We start from the raw sequence: 20,070 nt of genomic DNA on the forward strand, positions 1-20,070 counted from the left end.
GTTCATGAGCTATTTTGGCTACAAGTTCGGAAGTGAAAGATTCAAATGTGTCCTCTTTCAAAAAGAGGCACTCTGAATGTTATTTTTCGGCCGCCGCAGCCCGCAACTTATCCTTCTTGCTAGGCCGCTTCCCCTTGACCCCGCCGGTCCCCGCAGGGTCTGCCGGATTCACCGCCGCCACCTCCACCGGCTCAAACCCCACGACCTGCTCACGCGCCACCTTAATGCCCAGGCGCTTTTCGATCAGCTTAAAGTGAGCCTCGGTCGCCGCGCTCACAAAACTCACGGCAATACCCGATTCGCCGGCGCGGCCGGTACGGCCTATGCGGTGGGTGTAGTCCGTCACTGAGCGCGGCAAGTCGTAGTTCACCACCACGGGCATCTGCGCAATGTCGATGCCGCGTGCGGCGACATCTGTGGCCACCACCACCTGCACGGCCTTGATCTTGAAGTCCTGCAGCACCTGGGTGCGTTTGCCCTGGCTGAGTTCGCCGTGGAAGGGTTCGGCTTCTATGTCTACTTTTCGCAGTTTGTCGGCCACGATCTCGGCGGCGTGTTTGGTGGCGACGAAGACCAGCACGCGTTCCCATTTTTCGGTCTGCACCAGGTGGCGCAGCAGCTGGGTGCGGCGGGGGGCGTCGACTTCAATCGCGCGTTGGGTGATGTCGGGCACGGCTTGCACCACAGCCTCTACCTCGATGCGCTGCGGGTTGTGCAGCAGGCTGGCCGCCAGCGCTTCAATTGCGGGCGGGAAGGTGGCTGAAAAAAACAATGTCTGGCGTTTGGCCGGCAGCAGGGCGAGGATGCGGTTCAGCTCTTCGCCAAAGCCCAGGTCCAGCAGCCGGTCGGCTTCGTCGAGCACCAGGGTGCCGGTGTTGCCCAGCGTCAAGGCATTGTGGTCAATCAGATCGAGCAGGCGGCCGGGTGTTGCGACGACGATGTCGGCGCCGCCGCGCAAATTCATCATCTGTGGGTTGATCGACACGCCACCAAACACGATGGCCACTTTGATCCGTTTGGGCAGGTATTTGGCAAAGCTGACGATGGCCTCACCGACCTGCGCGGCCAGCTCGCGTGTGGGCACGAGGATGAGGGCGCGCACGGGCCGATGCTGACCGGTAGCTGAGGTTTGTGAGTTGGCTAGCTGCTGCAGCAGCGGCAGCGAAAAAGCCGCCGTCTTGCCCGAACCCGTCTGGGCCGAGCCGAGCACGTCGCGCCCTTCAAGAATGGCCGGAATGGCGGCGGACTGGATGGGGGTGGGCGCGGTGTAGCCTTTTTCCTCCAGGGCGCGCAGCAGCAGCGGCAAAAGCGAGGGCGTAAAACCGAGTGAGCTAAAGGGCATGGGGAAAGTGTGAAGGAGAGAAGAAGGGGAGGGCCGCGCGCAGGGTGCGTGCGGTGAGGCGGTGCGCTGCCGTCTGAAGCCCCAAGTTTAAGCCTCGGGCCTTCTTCAAGGCTGTATTTGGCGGGTGGGTGGTGGCTGCATTGCCTTGTGCATCTACCTGCCCCACGAGGCTGCTATGAAAAATATAGCTGCTCGCGCACGTTCTTATTGGGCTGCAGCCACTATTTGCTTAAGAACTTGGCCTTGATTGCTGCGCAGGCGCCAGAAACAGCAGCGCACAGGCCGATGCCCCCAGCGCGCACAGCACGCAGCCCAGCACCACCCAGCGAAACGCGGCCACCAGCACCTCGGGTGAAGCCGCCTGCAGCGGCCCGCCCAGGCTGGCGGCAAACACCACGCCCAGCACCGCCACAGCCAGCAGGCCGGCCACGCGCGCCACGGCGTTGTTGATGCCGGAGGCAATGCCCGCGTGGGTAGAAGGCACGGCGTTCATCACCGTGGTGGTGAGCGGAGCCACGGCAATCGTCATGCCCAGGCCCAGCACCACCATGGCCGGAAAGAAACCGGCCCAGTAAGACCAGCCCACGCCGGGCAAGGCCAGCAGTGCAAAGCCCGCAGCGGCCACCGCTGGCCCGGCCATCAGCATGCGCCGCGCGCCGAAGCGTTCTGTGAATTTGGCGGTAGCGGGCGACAGGAAACCCAGCAGCAGCGATAGCGGCAGCAGCGTGGCGCCTGCAGCCGTGGCGGAGTATTTAAAGGCACCAATCAGCACAAAAGGCAAAAAGAACAGCGCACCACTGAGCGCAAAGTACAAGAGCAGCGTCAGCAAATTGGTGCCCACAAAGTCGCGCGACTTGAAAAGGCCCAGCGGCATCATGGGCGCACGCGTGCGCGCCTGCGCGTAGACAAACGCCACCAACAGGGCTACGCCCGCTGCAAACGGGCCCAGCACGCTGATGGCCTGCCAGCCGCGCTCGGGCGCCAGCGTGAGGCCGTACGTCAGCGCGCCCAGGCCGCCGGCCACCAGCAGCACGCCCAGCCAGTCGAGCTGCTGCGGCGCCTCGGGGTCGCGGCTGTCAGGCACGGCATACAGCGCCAGCCACACGGTGGCCACTGCCATGGGCACGTTCAAAAAGAAGATGGACCGCCACGACACGGCATCGACCAGCCAGCCGCCCAGCACCGGCCCTGCCGCGCCGGTGATGGCCGCCCACGCGGCCCAGGTGCCAATCGCCTTGCCGCGCGCTTCGCCCTCAAACACATTCCCGATGATGGCCAGGCTGGCCGGCACCAGCAGCGCCGCGCCTACACCCTGCACGGCGCGTACCGCAATCAACGCGAGCGGGCCGGGCGCCAGGCCGCAGGCCACCGAGGCGGCCGTGAAAATGGCGATGCCAAGAATGAAAATCTTGCGACGGCCAAACCTGTCGCCCAGCGAGCCGCCCACCAGCACCAGCGAGCCCAGCGCCAGCAGGTAGGCGTTGATGACCCACTGCATGGCGGCCAGCCCGCTGGCCGAGTCACCAGCCAGGTCACGCTGGATGGCGGGCAGGGCGATGTTGACGACCGAGCCGTCGATAAACGCCATGGAAGAGCCCAGCACCGTGGCCGCCAGCGCCAGCTTGGGGTGCGCCGTTTTGCCGCAGTCGCCACCCTGGGCGCGGATGATGCCTTCGTCACAAGGGGCGTGCGGGTTGGCGGGCATGGGGTCTCCTGCAATAACTGATGGGGAGGTGAATCGTTGATTTGACAAATTGTCTGACAATAGATAATATTTCCAGATGACGACACACCTCGCGCAGCCACCCATGCCCCATCCTGCCAGTTCCCTGCCGTCAAAGGCAAGCAGGCCGGCTGATGCCCAACTCCTGCTGCTGGACAAACATGCGGTCGAGTCCCTGCTGCTGCCCGCCGATGTCCTTGCGGCCACGCGCGAAGCCTTTGTGCTCCACAGCCAGGGGGAGGGCCGCGTGTTCTCCCTGGTGCGTGAAAGGCTGGCCACCGGTGGCGTGTTCGGCATCAAGTCGGGTGACGTGGGCGCGCAGTCGCTGCTGGGCTTCAAGGCGGCCGGTTTCTGGCCCGGCAACCTCGCGCGGGGCGCCGATGCCCACCAGGCCACCATCATGCTGCTTGACCCCGCCACCGGCCGGCCGACCTGCCTGATTGACGGCAACGCCGTTACCACCGAGCGCACCGGTGCCGCTGGCGGCCTGGGCCTGCAACTGGCGCGGCAGGACAGCCGCACGGCGTGTGTCTTCGGCACCGGCGTGCAGGCGCAGGCGCAACTGCGCTTTGCCCTTCGCCAGCTGACCGGGTTGCGCCAGGTGTTTTACGCCACGGCCAGTGGTGGCCCGAAGCCCGCGTTTGAAGCGATGTTTGCCGGCCAGTGCGCCATCTCGCATGCGGCAGACGTGAATGCCGCCGTGGCCCAAAGCGATGTGGTGATCACGGCCACCACCGGCAAGGGCCCGCTGTTCGAGCTGGCTGCTCTTCAGCCCGGCACCCACATCAATGCGGTGGGCAGCGACACCAAAGGCAAACGCGAGCTGCCTGAAGGCTTGCTCGCCAGGGCGCGCGTGTTTGTGGACGATGCCGCCCAGTCGCGCAGCATCGGCGAGCTGCAATGGGCGCCCGAAACCGCCTGCACTGAAATCGGCGATGTGCTGTCGGGCAAGGCTTCCTTTGTGCGCGGCGCCGGCGACATCACCTTGTTCGACATGACCGGCATCGCCCTGCAGGACCTCACGGTCGCCCGCCTGCTGGAGCAGCGCGCGCGCCTTGCCGGCAAGGGTCAAAGCATTGCCTGGCCCTGGTGAATTGTTTGATGCCCTTACCGTTTTGGAGACTCCCTTGACTGCCAACCAGCCCAATCCCCTGGCCACCCTCGACACGCCCGCCGCGCTGATTGACCTGCCGCGCATGCAGCGCAACATCGCGCGCATGCAGCAGCGCATGAATGTGCTCGGCGTGCGTTTCCGGCCGCACGTCAAAACCAGCAAATGCACACCAGTGGCGCGTGCGCAGGTGGCCGCGGGTGCGCAGGGCATTACCGTCTCCACACTCAAGGAGGCCGCGCAATTCCACGCCGACGGCTTCACCGACATCCTCTACGCAGTGGGCATGGTCGCTACCAAGCTGCCGCAGGCGCTGGCCCTGCGGCGCCAGGGCTGCGATTTGAAAATCATCACCGACAGTGTGGCGTCGGCGGCCGCCATTGCCGCATTCGGCCATGAGCACGGTGAAAAGTTTGAAGTCTGGATAGAAATCGACAGCGACGGCCATCGCTCCGGCATCAAACCCGGCGAGGCCGCCTTGCTGGACGTTGCCCGCACGTTGCACGAAGGCGGTATGCAGCTGGGCGGCGTGATGACGCATGCCGGTTCGAGCTATGACCTCAACACCCCCGAAACGCTGGTGGCGATGGCCGAGCAGGAGCGCGCCGCCTGTGTGGAAGCTGCCGAACGTGTGCGCGCCGCGGGCTTTCCGTGCGCTGTTGTCAGCGTGGGCTCCACACCGACGGCGCTGTCAGCCGCGCAGCTCAAGGGCGTCACGGAAGTGCGCGCCGGTGTGTATGTGTTTTTTGACCTGGTGATGCACAACATCGGCGTGTGCGGGGCAGACGACATCGCCCTCAGCGTGCTGACCACCGTGATAGGCCACCAGCCCGAAAAAGGCTGGGCAATTGTGGACGCTGGCTGGATGGCCATGAGCCGAGACCGCGGCACGCAAAAGCAGCAGCATGACTTCGGCTACGGCCAGGTGTGCCGTACGGATGGCACGGTATTGCCGGGCTATGTCCTCAGCGGCGCCAACCAGGAGCACGGCATCCTGTCGCGCGAGGGCGCACCCGACACCGACATTGCCGCGCGCTTTCCCATCGGCACACAGCTGCGCATCTTGCCCAACCACGCCTGCGCTACCGGCGCGCAGTATCCGGAATATCACGCGCTGGCTGAAAACGGTGAACTGGCAACCTGGAGCCGCCTGCACGGCTGGTGACCTCTGGCTTCCATGCGGCCGGATGCTATTAAAAGCATAGCTGCTCGCGCAATCGTCTATTGGGCTTCAGGACTTTTTTTCTTGAGAATTCCTTGAGCTGACTCACTTGCACATGCTGTAGCCGCCGGTCTCCAGGTGGAAATGGTCCTTGTGCGCGGTGTTGTAGTCAGGGCCCAGCACGCCCTTGAAGTACTTGCAGGCCCCTTTGTGGGCGTCGCGCAGCAGCAGCGCCTCGGGGCCGGGCGGTGTGGTGTCGTCTTCGTCGGGCCAGTGTTTCAGCACCGTGACGCGCTTGCCGCTGGCCAGTGTGAAGGCGGAAATGTCCAGCGCATTGGCAGTGGCATGGCGGCTGCGGGAACGGGCCGGTGCATTGGGCGGCGCGCCTTCGCCGCTGTTGATGTTGCGGCAGGCATAACTGCCCAGGTGGTCAATGCCCGCCACGCGCTGGCCAAAATGCAGCTGCGCCGCCGGCTGCAGCGCATTTCTTTCCCACATGAAGAACGACAGCGCCATGGGGCAACTGAGCGGCAGGGCCGTGCCTATGCGTACGGGCGCCGTGCGCAGCCGCACCGCATTGCTGAACCCGCAGCCGTCGCCTGTGCTGCGGTCGGGCAATTCGTCGTACTGCATGCCGCTGCTTGCCAGCGCGGCCAGGCAGCGCGCCGGGTCGTTGCGGGCGCGTGACAGTTTGTAAAAGGTCAGCATGTTGGGCGGTGCCGTTACTTCCAGCGGTGCCCACGGGTTGATGTGCGTGGGAATCTGCAGGGCGCCGCTGTAAACCCCGTACGCCACCGTGACCAGGCCGCTCCATGCGGCCAGCCATAACCAGCGGCCCCAGCGCAGCCGCCTGTCAGGCGGCTCATCGGGCGGAAGGCCGGAGTCTGGGGGAAGGGGCATGGTGTTCGTTGATAAGCGAGGGGTGCAGCCATGAGCGTACAGGCCTGCTAGCCCAAGATGGCCGGATTTGTTCTCTTGCGCCGAAATCCCGACTGCTGCAGGAGGATTCGACATCCAATTCGTCGTTTAATGGCATCGTCTGACTGATGCCAAAACCCGCGCGCACAAGCCGCTGGCAACAGGCTTAACGGAGTATTTTGATGGCCGACAACGCAACCCACACCCCAGCCCAATCCCCGCTGGCCGCTGACACCAGCCGGCACCACCAGATGTTTCCGGTGCTCAGCGCCGCTGAAATTGCACGCATCCAGCGCTTCGGCAAGGTGTTGCAGTTCAAGAAGGGAGAGAGGCTGTTTGCCGCCGGTGAGCCCGGTCCCGGCATGTTTGTGATGCTCAAGGGGTCGGTCACCATCACCCAGCGCGACGGCCTCGGCCATGTCGTGCCCATCGTCAACCAGGGGCCGGGCCAGTTTCTGGCTGAGGTCGGCCAGCTGTCGGGCCAGAACGCGCTGGTCGACGGCCATGCCGAAGAAGATGTCGAAGCCCTGCTGGTGCCGCCAGGCCAGTTGCGCGCGCTCATCATTGCCGAAGCCGACCTGGGCGAGCGGCTGGTGCGCGCGCTGATTTTGCGGCGCGTGGCATTGATCGAGGCCGGCGCCAGCGGCCCGGTGCTGATCGGCCAGCCCAACTCGGCCGGTGTGGTGCGTCTGCAAAGCTTTTTGAACCGCAACGGCGAGCCCAACCATGTGGTGGACATCGCCCAGGACGCGGGCGCCGCCGCGTTGATGGAGCAATACGGCGTGGCCGCCGGTGACGTGCTGGCGGTGTGCCCGGATGGCTCGGTGCTGGTGAACCCCGACGAAAACCAGCTGGCGCGCTGCATCGGCATGGTCGACACGGAAGAACACGACGAGCTGTTTGACGTGATCGTGGTGGGCGCCGGGCCCGCCGGGCTCGCCACGGCGGTGTACGCCGCATCGGAAGGCCTGCATGTGCTGGTGCTGGACTGCCGTGCTTACGGCGGGCAGGCCGGCGCCAGTGCGCGCATTGAGAACTACCTGGGTTTCCCTACCGGCATATCCGGCCAGGCGCTGGCCGGCCGCGCATACGTGCAAGCGCAAAAGTTTGGTGTGGAAATGCTGATCCCCGCGCAGGCCCAGTCGCTGGACTGCGCCCACAAGGCCATCAAGGGCGAGCTGCAGGTGAAGCTGACTGACGGCCGCAAGCTGCGCGCCAAGACCGTGGTGGTGGCCAGCGGCGCCCGCTACCGCCGCCCCGAAGTCCCGCGCCTTGAAGAATTTGAAGGCCGCGGCGTCTGGTATTGGGCCTCTGCGCTGGAAGCCAAAATGTGCAGCCAGACCGACGTGGTGCTGGTGGGCGGCGGCAATTCGGCGGGCCAGGCGGCCGTGTTTTTGTCGCAGCATGCGGCCAAGGTCAACATGCTGGTGCGCGGCCCCAGCCTGGCCGCCAGCATGTCGCGCTACCTCATAGACCGCATTGAAGCCGCACCCAACATCGAGCTGCTGCCGCACACCGAGGTGGTGAAGCTGCACGGCGATGATGATGGCGACGGCAATGGCGGAACAGGCCTTTCCGGTGTGACCTGGCGCAACCGCAAGAGCGGCACCGAACACGCGGCGGATGTGCGCAACGTGTTCCTGTTTGTCGGCGCCGACCCGGAAACCAGCTGGCTGACCAGCTGCGGCGCAGCCATTGATGCACACGGTTTTGTCCGTACGGGGGAGGCCGTCACCTGCAAGCATTCCGACTACAAACCCGCTCCGCTGGAAACAAACATTCCGGGCCTTTTTGCCATTGGCGATGTGCGCAGCGGCTCTGTCAAGCGCGTGGGCGGTGCAATAGGCGAGGGCGCCGCGGTGGTGGCCATGATCCACCAGCACCTGGCGGCGATGGAACGTACGGCTGTTGCTGCCTGACTGGAGTTTTGTATGCGTATCAAACCTTGCACCCATGTTCCTGCCGAGATTCACTCACCCAATGCAAGGGGCTGCGAAGAATGCCTGAAGATGGGCGACACCTGGATGCATTTACGGCTGTGCGTGCACTGCGGTCATATCGGCTGTTGCGACGATTCAAAAAACCAGCATGCCAGTAAACACCATGCAGCGACGGGGCACGCGGTGATCCAGTCGTTTGAGCCGGGGGAAAGCTGGATGTGGTGTTATGAGCACGAGCTGCAGGTGGGCTAGGGTGCAGCTATTTCGCGTAGCTAAAGTCGTAAACAAGAGTTCTAATGAGCGCTGCGACAGGTATATTTAATGGAGCAGGAAGGTCATATGGAGCGGGCAATGGAAGCTGGTTTTGTGGGTGGATTTGCCACCTTATATTGCACCCATATGCGGTATAAATTACGTTATACAGTGCGCGACGTCGTGCTCATTTCCGCGATCGTCCTCTCGAGCTCATTTCTGCTGTCGCATGCTTGGGCGAACAGCACACCGCCCCCTGCGGGAACTGCGGGAGCGCGACTGGTGTTCGAAAAATCGACTGTTTCGATCTCAAACGAACAAAGGTCGGCGCTCGACCATGCAGCCGAGGAAATGGTGGCGAAGTGCGGGCCGGACTGGGCCGCAAAGTCTTGGGTACGCATCGAATACTCGGTTGCCCCTATGTCGCTTCCTCGGCGAGATTATCAACTCATTGGAACGCGGGCAGAGCGCGTTCGCGAGTACATGAAGCGGTTCAATCCCAAGCTCACGCGGGTGTTGATTGATATATCGGAGAGTCCATTTGACGACACTGCTGGTAGTAAGTTTGATCACTCGATCGTTGTGTCCATGATGTGCAGCCTGTGAATGCCCTGCATAACATGTCAATCGACGCGGACCCACAACAGCAGGAGGCGGCTCCGCCGCAAAGGGTGATGGTCCGGTCATTTTTACGTTAGGCAGCAGAAAAAAATGCGCGCACCTGGTCCTTCGAGCAACATTACTCAGTTGGTTTTTTGTCGCGAGAACGTTGATCCCGACGTCGTGACAAATCGGCTCGGGTTGGATCCATCGGAAGCTGTGAGGCTTGGTGAGTGCACAACGACGGGCGTTAGAGCGGGATCCGCGTCGCCGGTTGGTCTGTGGAAACTGGATCTACCAGAGGCTGGCGAAGATCTCACGGTGGAGCAGCAGTTGGCCAAGTGGATTGGACTCCTTCAGCCGAGGTCTGCGGCGCTAAGCAGCCTGCGGCGTGAGGGTTACTCGCCTTATCTGGACTGCCGGGCAGAGCAAGGCTCGTTGTCGCTTTGTATCGCGCCTGATGTACTCGCGTCACTTGGCGAACTGAATGTCTCACTTAGCATCTGGCTTTATGAGCAATCGTGATCGCCAACTGACTAACATGACAATCGACACGTACCCACAACATCAGAAGGCGGCTTCGCCGCAAGTTGTTGTGGTCCGGTCATCTTCACGTGAGGCCGTAAAAAAATACTCTCTGTCTGCCAATTTCCGTCAGCCGCAGCGTGACCAGTCCTAACCGGTTGCTGGTGTCTTTGCTTCGCGTTCACCAAGCCGCATGCAGATCGGTATGTTTACGACTTTAATTGCTCGGAATAGCAGCGGGCGGGGGCGCCGCCTTGGTGGTCTTGGTGAACTCCGTCGAGGCCACCATCACCGGGCTTGATTTCGGGCTGCGCTGCCAATGCTCGTCGGCTGCTTTTTCAATCGCGTCCTTGTCGTAAACGCCTTTTGAGAGGTCAGCCCATACATGCACATAGGCCCGGCACCAGGCGTTCCTGGCCTCATTGACCTTTTCTTCGGAAAGTTCCGGAGTGGCGCCAGGGTTGGGATCGGATTCGGTGGCCATGCAGCCATCGTAGCTGCCGATGGCTGGCGAGTCTACTGCTGTGAGGGCGCAAAGAGCCGGCCCGTGGCAGACGTTACCTTACCTCACGCAACCTATCCCCTCAAGCGCAACCCTGACATCCGCCGGCCCCCGCACCTGAACCGCCTGAAGCCCGGCGGCCCTGGCGCCTTCGACGTTGTCGGGGTGGTCGTCAAAGAACAGGATGGCGTTGAGCGGAACGCCCATCGCGTCAGCGACGTATTCAAAAGAGCGGCGCTCAGGCTTGCGGTAACCGATCTCGGACGACACAAAAATTCGCTCGAATGACTGCGCCAGGCGGGGGTAAAGCGCGGTCCATACCGCCTGATGTGTGGCGTTGGTGTTGGAAAAAACATAGCACGGGAGATGGTTACGCGCTTCCTGCACCAGGTCGAGCGTCTCGGTGATCTCGTCGCCGAAAATGGCGTTCCAGCCTGCGGTGATGTGTGCCGGATTGTCTTGAAGCTGCAAGGCCTCGGCCAGATGGGCGAAGTAATGCGCCGCCGTGATTTCGCCGCGCTCATGCTGCTGGTAGGGCAGATCGGCGCTGAAGGTGGCTTTCAGCTCTTCGAGCGATAGCCGGGAGATTGGCTGCCAGTGCTCAAGCACGCGGTTGAAATCAACATCGATCAACACGCCGCCTAGATCGAACAGCAGTGCCTGGACTTTGGTGGTTTGCATGTTGCTGGGTTTTATGGGTTTTTGTAGGTCTTGTCGCTGTGCGGCGCAGCCAGGAATTCAGGCAACTGTTCAGCCCGGGCAGAGAACTCACACAGGGCTGGGTAGTCAGCCGCGTTCACTACCTCTGGAATCATGGCCTGCGTGAAGTGCCATGTGATGCCCGTGGTCACGCCGTCCTGGCCCATGGTGCCGCTGGTCGCCGCCAGCGGTTTGCGCCGAAGTTCTGATTCCAGTTCACCATAGGCCGCCAGCAACTGGCCCGTCACACGAGACACCCAGGGCTGGTGCAGCTTTTCAGCGGGGCGCAGGTTGCGCTCATAGATGATCTGCACGCTTTTTTCACAGGCGGCCATGGCCAGGCCAATCACGCGCAGTGCCTGCTGGCGTTCGGCAATGGCCGCCGGCATCAGGCTTCTGGGCGGCGCCTGCTGCACGGCCAGCGCCTCGGCGTAGTCGATGATCAGGGTGGAGTCCATGAGCACCGTGCCGTCGTCACACACAAGTGAGGGCGCTTTGACAACCGGGTTGATCTGCCGGAATTTCTCAAAGGTGCTGAAGACCGAGACCGATTGGTGTTCAAAGCGCAGGCCGAGGAGTTGCAGGGAAATGGCTACGCGGCGAACGTAGGGCGAGTCGAGCATTCCTATGAGTTGCATGGCAGTTCCTGTTCAGGGTTTACCGGTCACGACGGATTTGTCTTGATGGGGAAGAGGCGGCGACTGGACCATGAGGTCGCGCACCGAGCCAATGGCCAGCGCCAGAAAAGCGGCGGCGCAAAGCTTGTAGGTCACCTTGGCCCACCGCGTGCCGGCCCGGCGAAAGATCCGGTCAACCACTGCCGCGCAGAAGAATGCCCATACCACCGACGACACCATGAAGCCCACAAAAAAGATGCCGTAGTCGGCAGCCGTTGGTTCATGGATTCCAACGCCGCCCAAGGCGCTGCCGAGCGCGGCCCAGTAGGCAATGTTTTGCGGGTTGGTGATGGACAGGAGAACCCCCGCGCGCATGGCCTTTTGGGGTTCGGCCGTTGCCGGGTCCGTTAAAGTGAATTCCTGGCTGGCACAAAGCCATGAGTCGCGCGCAAGCCAGAAGAGATACAGCGCCCCGGCGATGCCGACGGGCCAGCGAATCCACTCCAGTTGAAGCAGCAGCCCGATGCCGACCAGCCCGAGCAGGGCCCACAGCGCGTCGCCGGCCAGTGAGCCGATTTGTACCGCCAGGGCAGGCCGGAAACCACCGCGCACGCCTTGGCGCACCGTTTCGGCAAAAACGGCACCGGGGGCGGCGTTGAACAATAGCCCGAGCAGGAAAGCGGAGATGAAAAGCGTGGTCATGGACGCGAAGGGAATAGAGACGACCTGACGTTTATACCGCGCATGCGGCACACGCGCAGGCCTTGTGCGGGCGCCGGACTTGGTGCCGCCATGCCGGCCGCCTCAGCGCACCGGGAAGGTCGGGGCCAGTTCCCGGAGTTTTTCGACCTGCCACGCGAACTCTCCCTCGAAAGCCGACGGGTCGTTGACCGCGTAGCCGCCGTAGCCATAGACGGCGGCATAAGCCGCGTAGCCGGCCGCATCCAGGGCCCGGCCAGCCAGCGCATTGGCCACGGCGTAGGTGGCAGAGACGGCTGCGTGGGCCGCACCGTCAATGGAATTGGATCCCCTGTGGCTGTTGGCCACCGCGGCGACTTCCTGCGCCGCCTGCGCCAGGGCGGACCTTTCCAGTTTGCCGTCGACGAAAGCCTGAAGCTGTGCCAGGCAATCAACGGCCCTGGGGTCTTCCAGCAAATGCTGTACGCGGCCGGCGCACGCCAGGCCAAAGGCCAGCCGGAGGGCTTCCTGACCCGGTTCATCAAGATGGATGCTGGCCGCCAGGCGCGAGAGCTCGTGGTTCATGGCAATTGTTTCGAGGTACGGGTATTTTGCGCGACTGCCGGACTGAATTTTCGGGGCAAGAGCAGGGCCGCCAGGTATTGCTGGCGTTTCGCAATTTCCAGCAGGAGCAGCGGCAATGCGACACCCGCAGCCAGGCTTGCCGCTCCAACGAGGTAGTCGTTGTGGCTGAAGCGGGAAAGCAGCAGGAAGGCCCGCCCCTGCGCGACGGGATGAAACACCAGGATGAGCAGGCTGCCGGAGCCGATGTAGGTCAATGGGCGCTGCAGCCGCGGATACCGCGCCAGCAGTGCAGAGATGCAAAGCACCATATAAATGCCCAGCGCGGCCTGCAGTGTCGCAATGAGCGGCTCGCCGTAGATGCGCAGGTTCAGGTCCATGGTCTCGTTGAAGTGGTAGTGCAGCGCCGCAAAGGCAATGGCCGCGGCAAGCAGCCTGATGGCGTTGAATTTCACGGCCATGACCTGTTCGCGCAGCAGAAACCCGAACAGCAGGCAGGCTGAGCTGATGAGGGTCAAATCGAGGCTCCAGGGCAGCCCTGGCAAGCGGGCGAGGCCCATGAAATGCAGGCTGGCCGTGTCGATTTGCCAGAAGCTCCCAATCCAGCGGATGCCCGCGGCCAGCAGCATCGAGGCGGCCAGAAAAACCCAGCGTGCGCGGTGTTCAACGGCCCTGGTGGCGCGCAGGATGGCCATGGCCACCACCGACGCCACAAAGAGGTGCGGCAAAAACCAGAGCGGTGCCCACGCAATGGTGGGTGCGGTGGCATACAACACGCCGAAAAAATACTCAGAGGCGCTTGTGTCGGCGGTGGGAACCATGTCGGAATCAAGCGCCATCAGGATGCCGACCAGCGCCAGCACGACAAAGTAGGGCTTGAGAAGCGCGTCGGCCCGCGACAGCGCAAACTTGCGCAGGGAATCGGAATCTTTCAGGAACAGGCCGGAGAGGAAAAAGAACAGCGGCAGGTGAAACGCGTAAATCACCCGGAAAAGCTCGCCCTTGTTTTCCAGTACCAGGCTGTTGTGCCCGAGCACCACCAGGATGATTCCGATGCCCCTGGCGATGTCGACGGTGGCGTTGCGGTGCGTGTGTGCCATGGTGTGGATCAATCAGGAAATGACGGACTCAGACCAGGCGCCTGATCGACTTCTTCTTCCAGACCAGCCGGTAGTAAGCCGTCTGCAGACCCAGCATGGCGATGAAGGTGACCGGATAGGCCACCCAGATGCCGTTGATGCCGATGCGGTGGCTCATGAGCCAGGCGACGGGCACCTCCACCAGCGCGATGCAGAAGATGGCGATGCCGGTGGGCACCAGCACCGACCCGCTGGCGCGCATGATGCCCGAGAGAACCGAGGCCATGCCGAAGATGACGCTGCTCCACAGCATGATGTGCAGCAGCGTCTGCGCCACCTCAATCACCGGTTCGCTGGTGATGAAAAAGCCCATCAGGTGGCGCGAGAACAAATAGCCCAGCAGCACGAGTGAGCCGGTCAGCGCCAGGTTCATCAGCAAACCGGTGCGCACGATGGTGCCCAGTTTGTCGGTGCGGCCCGCGCCGATCGCCTGCGCACCCAGGATGGAAGCGGTGATGGCAATCGAAATCGCCGGGAACTGTACATACGCCACCACCTGGTTGACGGCGCCGTAGGCCGCCGTGGCGTTGGATCCATAGCTGTTGACCAGCGAGAGCAGGGCGACTTCAGCCAGCGCGATGACGATCATCTGCACGCCGGTGGGTACGCCGATCTTGAGCACGGTCTTGAGGATGCTGCCGTTGATGCGCATGTGGCGTACAAATTCCGCATCAGGTGCCAGCGGGCTGTGGATGCGGCGTAGCCTGAAGGCCAGCCAGGCCGTGGCCGTCACCATTGACAGCACCGAAGCCACCGCACCGCTGGCCACACCGAGCTGCGGCAGGCCGAACCAGCCGCGGATCAGCGCCGGTGTGACGGCGAGGCCCACCAGGGTCGAAATGCCCAGCGTGTAGAGCGGGTTGACCGTATCGCCCACGCCGCGCAGCATGGCGGTGGCCAGCAGGTAGACGAAGAGGCCTGGCCCCGCAATCATCATGATGCGGGCATAGAGCGTGGCGTCGGGCAGGATGTCGGCCGGTGTGCCCAGCGCCCTGAGCAAGGGCCCGGTAAAGATGCCGCCGAACAGCGCGACGAGCAGGCCAAAAATCAGGCCGACGCTGAGGGTGGTTCTCGCAATTGCCTTGACCTTTCCGGTGTCGCGCGCTCCCCAGGCCTGGCCAATCAGCACGGAGGCGCCAGCGCCCAGGCCGATGGTGAAGGCAATGAAGAAAAACAGGATGGGGAAGAAACTGGACACCGCCGCCAGTGCGCCGACGCCGATCATCTGGCCGACATACACGTTGTTCAGCGTGCCCGACAGCGACTGCAGGATGTTGCTGAGCAGCATGGGGCCGAGGAAGGCGGCAAAGGTCTTCCACATCGGCACACCGTCGTTCAATGCGGGCCGGGTGTGCGAAGCGGGTTTCGCCGCCGCGGGCTGTGTTGCCAGGGGCGGGACCGGATCTGCCACGGAAATCGGTGGCGCCGCGATTTCGCCCGCTGCACGCACGTCGCCCTCATGCATTTCGGTTTCAAGCCGGTGATCGAGGGCGGAAAGATCCGGCGGCTTCATGCGGCGCTCCAGCTGGCTGCGGCCAGTGCCGCCAGGTAGGTTCGCACATCTTCAGGCCAGGGCTCGACCAGGGTGTCAAAACGCAGCCGGTCGCCGGCAAACAGGGCGCGGGTGGCTTCTTCGAAGCCGGGCAGGTCGCCCGCGATTTCCGCCATGAAGCGGTAAGCGGCTTCGCGGGAGGCCCGTACCACGTCGCGTGCCTCGTTGGCCCTGCTCGCTTCTTCCACCAGCTTGCGCAGCGCAACCGAAGCACCGCCTGATTGGCGGCTGAGCCATTCCCAGTGCCGCGGCAGCAAGGTGACTTCACGCGCAACCACCCCCAGCCTGGGGCGCCCGACAGAACGCGTCACCGGTGCTTCGGGTTCGGCGGCGGGAAGGTCGGGCGGCGTGTCGTCGGGCGCATCCACGGCGTCGGGCCGCAGGTCAAGGTCCAGGCGTTCCCCGTTGGCATCGTTGAATATGCGAAGCAGTATGTCGGCCTGCTGGGGCGTGGCGCGCAACTGCGCGAGCAGCTCACGGCGCGGCCCGGAGGCAATGCGCTGGAACCCGGCGAAGGCGGTCAGGGTGCGGGGCGTGGCGATCAAAGTAGAGGTCATAAAGTCATTACGGTTAATTTTGTCCGGGTCAAATTAGGAGTTTATATCATCCGGGTATAAATGATCAAGTTTTGGCTGAAAAATGCGTAAAAGGCTGTAAATCGGGTTCTATAGCTGATTAATCATCTAACTAGTCTATTTAATATTCTTTTGAGTTTGGGAGAAGCTAGGCTAAATTCGCGTCCTGTTCAAAAAAGAGCCTCACACGTTTTCACAAGAACCGTGAGGGGTGACAAGGTTTAGCGAATTTTCATGATCGAGCTCAAAGGCATTTTTCAAACCTACAAGGGCTCCACGGGCCCGGTCGAAGCGCTGCGGGGCGTCGACCTTCACATCAACCCGGGCGAGGTCTACGGCATCATCGGCCGCAGCGGTGCGGGCAAAAGCTCGCTGGTGCGCGTGGTCAACCTGCTGAACCGGCCGACGGCTGGCCAGGTTTTGGTGGGCGGCCGGGAACTGACTTCGCTGAACGGCGAAGCACTGCGCGTAGCCCGGCGCGATATCGGCATCATCTTTCAGCACTTCAACCTGCTGTCGTCGCGCACCGTGTACGGCAACGTGGCCTTGCCGCTGGAGATTGCGGGTCTATCGGCAGCGGACATCAAGGCGCGTGTTGAGCCCTTGCTGGACCTCGTCGGCCTGAGCGTCCTGGCGGATCGCTACCCGGCACAGATCAGCGGCGGGCAAAAGCAGCGTGTGGGCATTGCGCGCGCGCTGGCCAACCGGCCCAAGGTGTTGCTGTCGGATGAAGCTACTTCGGCGCTGGACCCGGAAACCACGCGCTCCATCCTCGGCCTGCTGCGCCAGATCAACAAGGAATTCGGCCTCACCATCGTGTTGATCACGCACCAGATGCAGGTGATCAAGCAGGTGGCCGATCGCGTGGCGGTGATCGACGCCGGCCGCATTGTTGAAAGCGGCCCGGTGATCGATGTCTTCACGCGTCCGCAACACGAAACCACACGCAGCCTGATCGCCGAGATCGTGCCGCAGGATTTGCCCGACAGCGTGCTGGCGCGCATACGCACCCTGATGAGTGCCGAGCACCCGGAAGAAGGGCAGCTGCTCAGACTGGCCTTTGCGGGGGATGAGTCGGATCGGCCCTTGCTGTCAGACGTGATCCGCCGCTTTGGCATTGACTTGTCCATCGTGCACGGGCAGGTCGATGAAATCCAGGGCAAGCCCTTCGGTTCGCTGGCAGTGTTTGCGCGCGGCGCACGCGAACAGCTCAACGCAGCGGTGGCGCATTTGCGCGGCGCCGGTGTGCATGTAGACCAGGTCGGCGGTGAGCTGGCCGTGGGCGGGAGGGTTTAAGCCGTGTTCAGTAATTTCTCACAAGCCCTGCTCGAGCTCTTTGTCAGCTCGCTATGGGAAACCATCGTCATGGTGGGCATTTCGGGCGCGGTCGGTGCGCTCATCGGTATTCCACTCGGGGTGTTTTTGCGCCTGACAGACGAGGGCGGTGTGCTGCAAAACGCTGGCGTGAACCGCGTCGTCGGCGGCCTTGTCAATGCGGTGCGTTCCACGCCGTTCATCATTTTGCTGGTGGCCATCATTCCGCTGACGCGCTTCATCACCGGGTCTTCCATCGGCACGGCGGCGGCGGTGGTGCCGCTCACCATCGCGGCCGCGCCGTTCATTGCGCGGCTGGTGGAAACCTCGCTGCGCGAAGTCGACCACGGGCTGATCGAAGCCGCGCTGGCCATGGGTGCGACCACACGGCAGATCGTCTTCAAGGTGCTGCTGCCCGAGGCTCTTCCCGGCATCGTCGCGGGCCTGACCATCACCTTCGTGAGCCTTACGGGTTATTCGGCCATGGCCGGCGCCATTGGCGGCGGCGGGTTGGGCGACCTGGGCATCCGCTACGGCTACCAGCGTTTTTTGCCTGAAGTCATGCTGGCCGTGGTGCTGGTGCTCATTTTGTTTGTGCAGGCGGTGCAAAGCCTGGGCGACTGGGCTGTGCGCAGGTTGAGCCACAGATGACCCCGTCCATCCATGACAGCCATGCGCGGCGATGTTGATTGCTACGCTTTTGATAGCTGCTCGCGCACGTTCCCATTGGGTTAGAGCCCGATTTGCCTCTTAAAAATGGCCTTGAAATTGACCTTCAGGGCAAAAAAACAGATTCATTCATCTTCAAAAAAGGAAACACCATGAAAAAACGCACCCTCATCCAGTCCGCCGTCGCACTCGCGCTGGCCACCTCGTTCAGCGGCGCTGTGCTGGCACAAGACAAGCCGCTGAAGATCGGCGTCACCGCCGGCCCGCACGCGCAGATTTTTGAGCAGGTCAAAAAGATCGCCGAAAAAGACGGCCTGAAGATCCAGATCGTCGAGTTCAGTGACTACATCCAGCCCAACGCCGCACTGGCCGCCGGCGACCTGGACGGCAACAGCTACCAGCACAAGCCCTTCCTCGACCAGCAGGTCAAGGACCGCGGCTACAAGATCGTCAACGTGGGCTACACCGTCAACTTCCCGATCGGCCTCTATTCCAAAAAAGTCAAAAGCCTGGCCGAGCTGAAAGAAGGCGCGCGCTTTGGCATCCCGAACGACCCGACCAACGGCGGCCGTGTGCTGCTGGTGCTGCAAGACAAGGGCCTGATCAAGCTCAAGCCCGAAGCAGGCCTGAAGGCCACGCCGCTCGACGTGATCGAGAACCCGAAGAAGCTGAAGTTTGTGGAGCTCGACGCCGCACAGCTGCCACGCTCGCTGGACGACCTGGACGCCTCGGCCGTCAACACCAACTACGCGCTCTCCGCCGGGCTGAACCCCAAGGACGCGATTGCCCAGGAAGCCGCCAAGTCACCGTATGTGAATCTGCTCGCCGTGCGTGAGCAAGACAAGGACAAGCCCTGGGTGGCCAAGCTGGTCAAGGCCTACCACTCGGAAGAAATCCGCAAGTACGTGCAGGCCGAGTTCAAGGGCGCTGTGCTGCCCGGGTTCTGAGCGTAGCCAGGCGGAGCGCAAGGCATGAGCCGGTTGCTGACCCTTCCCAATGCCGGCGCCTTGTCGATTCGCGCCAAGGCGCTGGTGTTCGAAGACCCCGGCTCGCTGGCCCTGCTGGAGCGCGTCGACCAGGTAGCGCCCACCGAAGCCACGGTCCTGATCATTGGTGAAACCGGCACCGGCAAGGAGTTGCTGGCGCGCCGCATCCACCAGGGCAGCGGACGCAGCGGGCCTTTTGTGGCGGTGAACTGCGGCGCTTTCAGCGAGTCGCTGATCGATGCCGAACTGTTTGGCCATGAAACCGGCGCTTTCACCGGCGCTGCGCACGCCCGCGCGGGCTGGTTTGAGGCGGCCGACGGCGGCACGCTGTTCCTTGACGAAATTGGTGACTTGTCGCTGAGCCTGCAAGTCAAACTGCTGCGCGTGCTGCAGGAGCGCCAGGTGGTGCGCATCGGTTCGCGCAAGCCGATTGCGTTGGACGTGCGCCTGATTGCGGCAACCAACGTCGACCTGCGTGATGCGGTGAACGCCAGCCACTTTCGCGCCGACCTTTACTACCGCCTGAGCGTTGCCACGCTGGAGCTTCGCCCGCTGTTTGAGCGGCCCGGCGACATCCTGCCGCTGGCGCGACATTTCCTGGCGAGCTATGCCGCGCGCCTGGGCATCAAGGATGCAAGCCTTTCGCCCGAGGCAGAGCAGGCCCTGCTGGCCCATGACTGGCCCGGCAATATCCGCGAGCTGGAAAACGTCATCCACTACGCGCTCATCGTGGCGCCGGCGGCAACGCTGCATGTGGCGGACCTGCAGGGCATTCACCGCTCTGCACGCATGGCGTCCCGCGCGGCCCCTGCCGCATTGCCGGCACCTGCTTCCGTAGAACAGGTTTCAACCCACGCGGTGCAGGGCGCTGCACCAGTCAGTTTGCGCGAGGTGCTGCTGCAGCGCATGAACGAGGCCGAACCTGAACTGTTTGACACCGTCGAGGCCACGCTGGTGAAGACGGCCTTTGAGTTCTGCCATGGCAACCAGGTGCAGACAGCGCATCTGCTGGGCCTTTCGCGCAACGTGCTGCGAACCTTGCTCAAGCGCCATGGTTTGCTCGACCGACCTGCGCAGGCTGATGACGTGGCAGAAGATCAAACCGCTTCGTTGTCACAGTAACTGCAGGTGGGTGCTGTATTCACAGCAGCCGTTGAACACTTTCCCTCACCCAGTCCTGCCCG

General features: G+C 62.9%; 21 protein-coding genes. 10 read left to right on the forward strand and 11 right to left on the reverse strand.

Going from position 1 to position 20,070, the window contains the following annotated elements; all coding sequences use genetic code 11:
- Positions 1-79 precede the first annotated feature (79 nt).
- Positions 80-1,342, reverse strand: a complete 1,263-nt coding sequence (locus tag AC1DZE_RS16635) for a DEAD/DEAH box helicase (RefSeq protein WP_477700318.1) — start codon at positions 1,340-1,342, stop codon at positions 80-82.
- A 229-nt stretch (positions 1,343-1,571) separates the two neighbouring features.
- Positions 1,572-3,047 (reverse strand): MFS transporter, encoded by a 1,476-nt coding sequence (locus AC1DZE_RS16640; RefSeq protein ID WP_477700319.1) that lies wholly within the window; start codon positions 3,045-3,047, stop codon positions 1,572-1,574.
- A 103-nt stretch (positions 3,048-3,150) separates the two neighbouring features.
- On the opposite strand from AC1DZE_RS16640, the gene AC1DZE_RS16645 reads away from it, so the two are divergent.
- Together AC1DZE_RS16645 and AC1DZE_RS16650 are read left to right on the forward strand one after the other, a co-directional pair.
- The gene (locus AC1DZE_RS16645) at positions 3,151-4,158 is read left to right on the forward strand and encodes an ornithine cyclodeaminase family protein (RefSeq protein WP_477673895.1); all 1,008 of its coding nucleotides are present in this window, start codon (positions 3,151-3,153) and stop codon (positions 4,156-4,158) included.
- Positions 4,159-4,192: 34 nt separating this feature from the next.
- Positions 4,193-5,341, forward strand: coding sequence for a DSD1 family PLP-dependent enzyme (locus AC1DZE_RS16650; protein WP_477700320.1), 1,149 nt, complete (start codon positions 4,193-4,195; stop codon positions 5,339-5,341).
- A 102-nt stretch (positions 5,342-5,443) separates the two neighbouring features.
- Here AC1DZE_RS16650 and AC1DZE_RS16655 read toward each other — a convergent pair whose 3' ends face one another.
- Entirely contained in the window at positions 5,444-6,238 is a 795-nt protein-coding gene (locus tag AC1DZE_RS16655; RefSeq protein WP_477672986.1) for an extensin-like domain-containing protein, read from the reverse strand.
- 200 nt (positions 6,239-6,438) lie between these two features.
- Here AC1DZE_RS16655 and AC1DZE_RS16660 point away from each other — a divergent pair, with 200 nt between their 5' ends.
- The 4 genes from AC1DZE_RS16660 to AC1DZE_RS16675 all read left to right on the forward strand — a co-directional run bounded on the left by AC1DZE_RS16660 (position 6,439) and on the right by AC1DZE_RS16675 (position 9,573).
- Positions 6,439-8,175: an FAD-dependent oxidoreductase gene (locus tag AC1DZE_RS16660; protein WP_477689078.1), complete on the forward strand. Its 1,737-nt coding sequence runs from the start codon at positions 6,439-6,441 to the stop codon at positions 8,173-8,175.
- Between the two features lie 12 nt (positions 8,176-8,187).
- Complete coding sequence (locus tag AC1DZE_RS16665; RefSeq protein ID WP_477672984.1) at positions 8,188-8,448, forward strand: UBP-type zinc finger domain-containing protein; 261 nt, start codon at positions 8,188-8,190, stop codon at positions 8,446-8,448.
- A gap of 69 nt (positions 8,449-8,517) precedes the next feature.
- A complete protein-coding gene (locus tag AC1DZE_RS16670) occupies positions 8,518-9,054 on the forward strand; it encodes a hypothetical protein (RefSeq protein ID WP_477672983.1) in 537 nt (178 codons plus the stop codon).
- A 105-nt stretch (positions 9,055-9,159) separates the two neighbouring features.
- Positions 9,160-9,573, forward strand: coding sequence for a DUF4279 domain-containing protein (locus AC1DZE_RS16675; protein ID WP_477700321.1), 414 nt, complete (start codon positions 9,160-9,162; stop codon positions 9,571-9,573).
- Positions 9,574-9,790: 217 nt separating this feature from the next.
- On the opposite strand, the gene AC1DZE_RS16680 is transcribed toward AC1DZE_RS16675, so the two are convergent.
- From AC1DZE_RS16680 to AC1DZE_RS16715, 8 genes are all read right to left on the reverse strand, one after another.
- Positions 9,791-10,057 carry a hypothetical protein gene (locus AC1DZE_RS16680; protein ID WP_477670805.1) on the reverse strand — a complete coding sequence of 89 codons (267 nt, stop codon included), beginning with the start codon at positions 10,055-10,057 and terminating at the stop codon, positions 9,791-9,793.
- A 78-nt stretch (positions 10,058-10,135) separates the two neighbouring features.
- Positions 10,136-10,756: an HAD-IA family hydrolase gene (locus tag AC1DZE_RS16685; protein ID WP_477670804.1), complete on the reverse strand. Its 621-nt coding sequence runs from the start codon at positions 10,754-10,756 to the stop codon at positions 10,136-10,138.
- A gap of 11 nt (positions 10,757-10,767) precedes the next feature.
- Positions 10,768-11,412, reverse strand: coding sequence for a glutathione S-transferase (locus AC1DZE_RS16690; RefSeq protein WP_477670803.1), 645 nt, complete (start codon positions 11,410-11,412; stop codon positions 10,768-10,770).
- Between the two features lie 12 nt (positions 11,413-11,424).
- The gene (locus AC1DZE_RS16695) at positions 11,425-12,093 is read right to left on the reverse strand and encodes a LysE family transporter (protein ID WP_477700322.1); all 669 of its coding nucleotides are present in this window, start codon (positions 12,091-12,093) and stop codon (positions 11,425-11,427) included.
- A gap of 102 nt (positions 12,094-12,195) precedes the next feature.
- Positions 12,196-12,654 (reverse strand): putative immunity protein, encoded by a 459-nt coding sequence (locus tag AC1DZE_RS16700; protein WP_477674076.1) that lies wholly within the window; start codon positions 12,652-12,654, stop codon positions 12,196-12,198.
- Entirely contained in the window at positions 12,651-13,751 is a 1,101-nt protein-coding gene (locus AC1DZE_RS16705) for an acyltransferase family protein (RefSeq protein ID WP_477674075.1), read from the reverse strand. Before AC1DZE_RS16705 ends, AC1DZE_RS16700 begins: the two co-directional genes overlap by 4 nt.
- A gap of 28 nt (positions 13,752-13,779) precedes the next feature.
- Positions 13,780-15,111 (reverse strand): MATE family efflux transporter, encoded by a 1,332-nt coding sequence (locus AC1DZE_RS16710; RefSeq protein WP_477700378.1) that lies wholly within the window; start codon positions 15,109-15,111, stop codon positions 13,780-13,782.
- Between the two features lie 188 nt (positions 15,112-15,299).
- On the reverse strand, positions 15,300-15,899 hold the full coding sequence (locus tag AC1DZE_RS16715; protein ID WP_477674636.1) for a DUF2239 family protein: 600 nt from the start codon (positions 15,897-15,899) through the stop codon (positions 15,300-15,302).
- Between the two features lie 252 nt (positions 15,900-16,151).
- Here AC1DZE_RS16715 and AC1DZE_RS16720 point away from each other — a divergent pair, with 252 nt between their 5' ends.
- The 4 genes from AC1DZE_RS16720 (at position 16,152) to AC1DZE_RS16735 (ending at position 20,008) form a co-directional block, all read left to right on the forward strand.
- Positions 16,152-17,213 carry a methionine ABC transporter ATP-binding protein gene (locus AC1DZE_RS16720; RefSeq protein WP_477700323.1) on the forward strand — a complete coding sequence of 354 codons (1,062 nt, stop codon included), beginning with the start codon at positions 16,152-16,154 and terminating at the stop codon, positions 17,211-17,213.
- Positions 17,214-17,216: 3 nt separating this feature from the next.
- Positions 17,217-17,882 carry a methionine ABC transporter permease gene (locus AC1DZE_RS16725; RefSeq protein ID WP_457278549.1) on the forward strand — a complete coding sequence of 222 codons (666 nt, stop codon included), beginning with the start codon at positions 17,217-17,219 and terminating at the stop codon, positions 17,880-17,882.
- A gap of 170 nt (positions 17,883-18,052) precedes the next feature.
- Positions 18,053-18,847: a MetQ/NlpA family ABC transporter substrate-binding protein gene (locus AC1DZE_RS16730; protein WP_477700324.1), complete on the forward strand. Its 795-nt coding sequence runs from the start codon at positions 18,053-18,055 to the stop codon at positions 18,845-18,847.
- Between the two features lie 24 nt (positions 18,848-18,871).
- Complete coding sequence (locus AC1DZE_RS16735; RefSeq protein ID WP_477672451.1) at positions 18,872-20,008, forward strand: sigma-54 interaction domain-containing protein; 1,137 nt, start codon at positions 18,872-18,874, stop codon at positions 20,006-20,008.
- Positions 20,009-20,070 lie beyond the last annotated feature (62 nt).

It is taken from the genome of Polaromonas sp. P1_F1, assembly GCF_056405795.1.

What these genes read in the sequence shown, in the direction of transcription:
- AC1DZE_RS16715 (WP_477674636.1), bottom strand. Translation starts at nt 15,899, where the DNA reads ATGACCTCTACTTTGATCGCCACGCCCCGCACCCTGACCGCCTTCGCC.
- AC1DZE_RS16700 (WP_477674076.1), bottom strand. Translation starts at nt 12,654, where the DNA reads ATGAACCACGAGCTCTCGCGCCTGGCGGCCAGCATCCATCTTGATGAA.
- AC1DZE_RS16735 (WP_477672451.1), top strand. Translation starts at nt 18,872, where the DNA reads ATGAGCCGGTTGCTGACCCTTCCCAATGCCGGCGCCTTGTCGATTCGC.
- AC1DZE_RS16710 (WP_477700378.1), bottom strand. Translation starts at nt 15,111, where the DNA reads ATGTGGAAGACCTTTGCCGCCTTCCTCGGCCCCATGCTGCTCAGCAAC.
- AC1DZE_RS16690 (WP_477670803.1), bottom strand. Translation starts at nt 11,412, where the DNA reads ATGCAACTCATAGGAATGCTCGACTCGCCCTACGTTCGCCGCGTAGCC.
- AC1DZE_RS16675 (WP_477700321.1), top strand. Translation starts at nt 9,160, where the DNA reads ATGCGCGCACCTGGTCCTTCGAGCAACATTACTCAGTTGGTTTTTTGT.
- AC1DZE_RS16680 (WP_477670805.1), bottom strand. Translation starts at nt 10,057, where the DNA reads ATGGCCACCGAATCCGATCCCAACCCTGGCGCCACTCCGGAACTTTCC.
- AC1DZE_RS16685 (WP_477670804.1), bottom strand. Translation starts at nt 10,756, where the DNA reads ATGCAAACCACCAAAGTCCAGGCACTGCTGTTCGATCTAGGCGGCGTG.
- AC1DZE_RS16635 (WP_477700318.1), bottom strand. Translation starts at nt 1,342, where the DNA reads ATGCCCTTTAGCTCACTCGGTTTTACGCCCTCGCTTTTGCCGCTGCTG.
- AC1DZE_RS16670 (WP_477672983.1), top strand. Translation starts at nt 8,518, where the DNA reads ATGGAGCAGGAAGGTCATATGGAGCGGGCAATGGAAGCTGGTTTTGTG.
- AC1DZE_RS16660 (WP_477689078.1), top strand. Translation starts at nt 6,439, where the DNA reads ATGGCCGACAACGCAACCCACACCCCAGCCCAATCCCCGCTGGCCGCT.
- AC1DZE_RS16655 (WP_477672986.1), bottom strand. Translation starts at nt 6,238, where the DNA reads ATGCCCCTTCCCCCAGACTCCGGCCTTCCGCCCGATGAGCCGCCTGAC.
- AC1DZE_RS16730 (WP_477700324.1), top strand. Translation starts at nt 18,053, where the DNA reads ATGAAAAAACGCACCCTCATCCAGTCCGCCGTCGCACTCGCGCTGGCC.
- AC1DZE_RS16705 (WP_477674075.1), bottom strand. Translation starts at nt 13,751, where the DNA reads ATGGCACACACGCACCGCAACGCCACCGTCGACATCGCCAGGGGCATC.
- AC1DZE_RS16665 (WP_477672984.1), top strand. Translation starts at nt 8,188, where the DNA reads ATGCGTATCAAACCTTGCACCCATGTTCCTGCCGAGATTCACTCACCC.
- AC1DZE_RS16720 (WP_477700323.1), top strand. Translation starts at nt 16,152, where the DNA reads ATGATCGAGCTCAAAGGCATTTTTCAAACCTACAAGGGCTCCACGGGC.
- AC1DZE_RS16640 (WP_477700319.1), bottom strand. Translation starts at nt 3,047, where the DNA reads ATGCCCGCCAACCCGCACGCCCCTTGTGACGAAGGCATCATCCGCGCC.
- AC1DZE_RS16695 (WP_477700322.1), bottom strand. Translation starts at nt 12,093, where the DNA reads ATGACCACGCTTTTCATCTCCGCTTTCCTGCTCGGGCTATTGTTCAAC.
- AC1DZE_RS16645 (WP_477673895.1), top strand. Translation starts at nt 3,151, where the DNA reads ATGCCCCATCCTGCCAGTTCCCTGCCGTCAAAGGCAAGCAGGCCGGCT.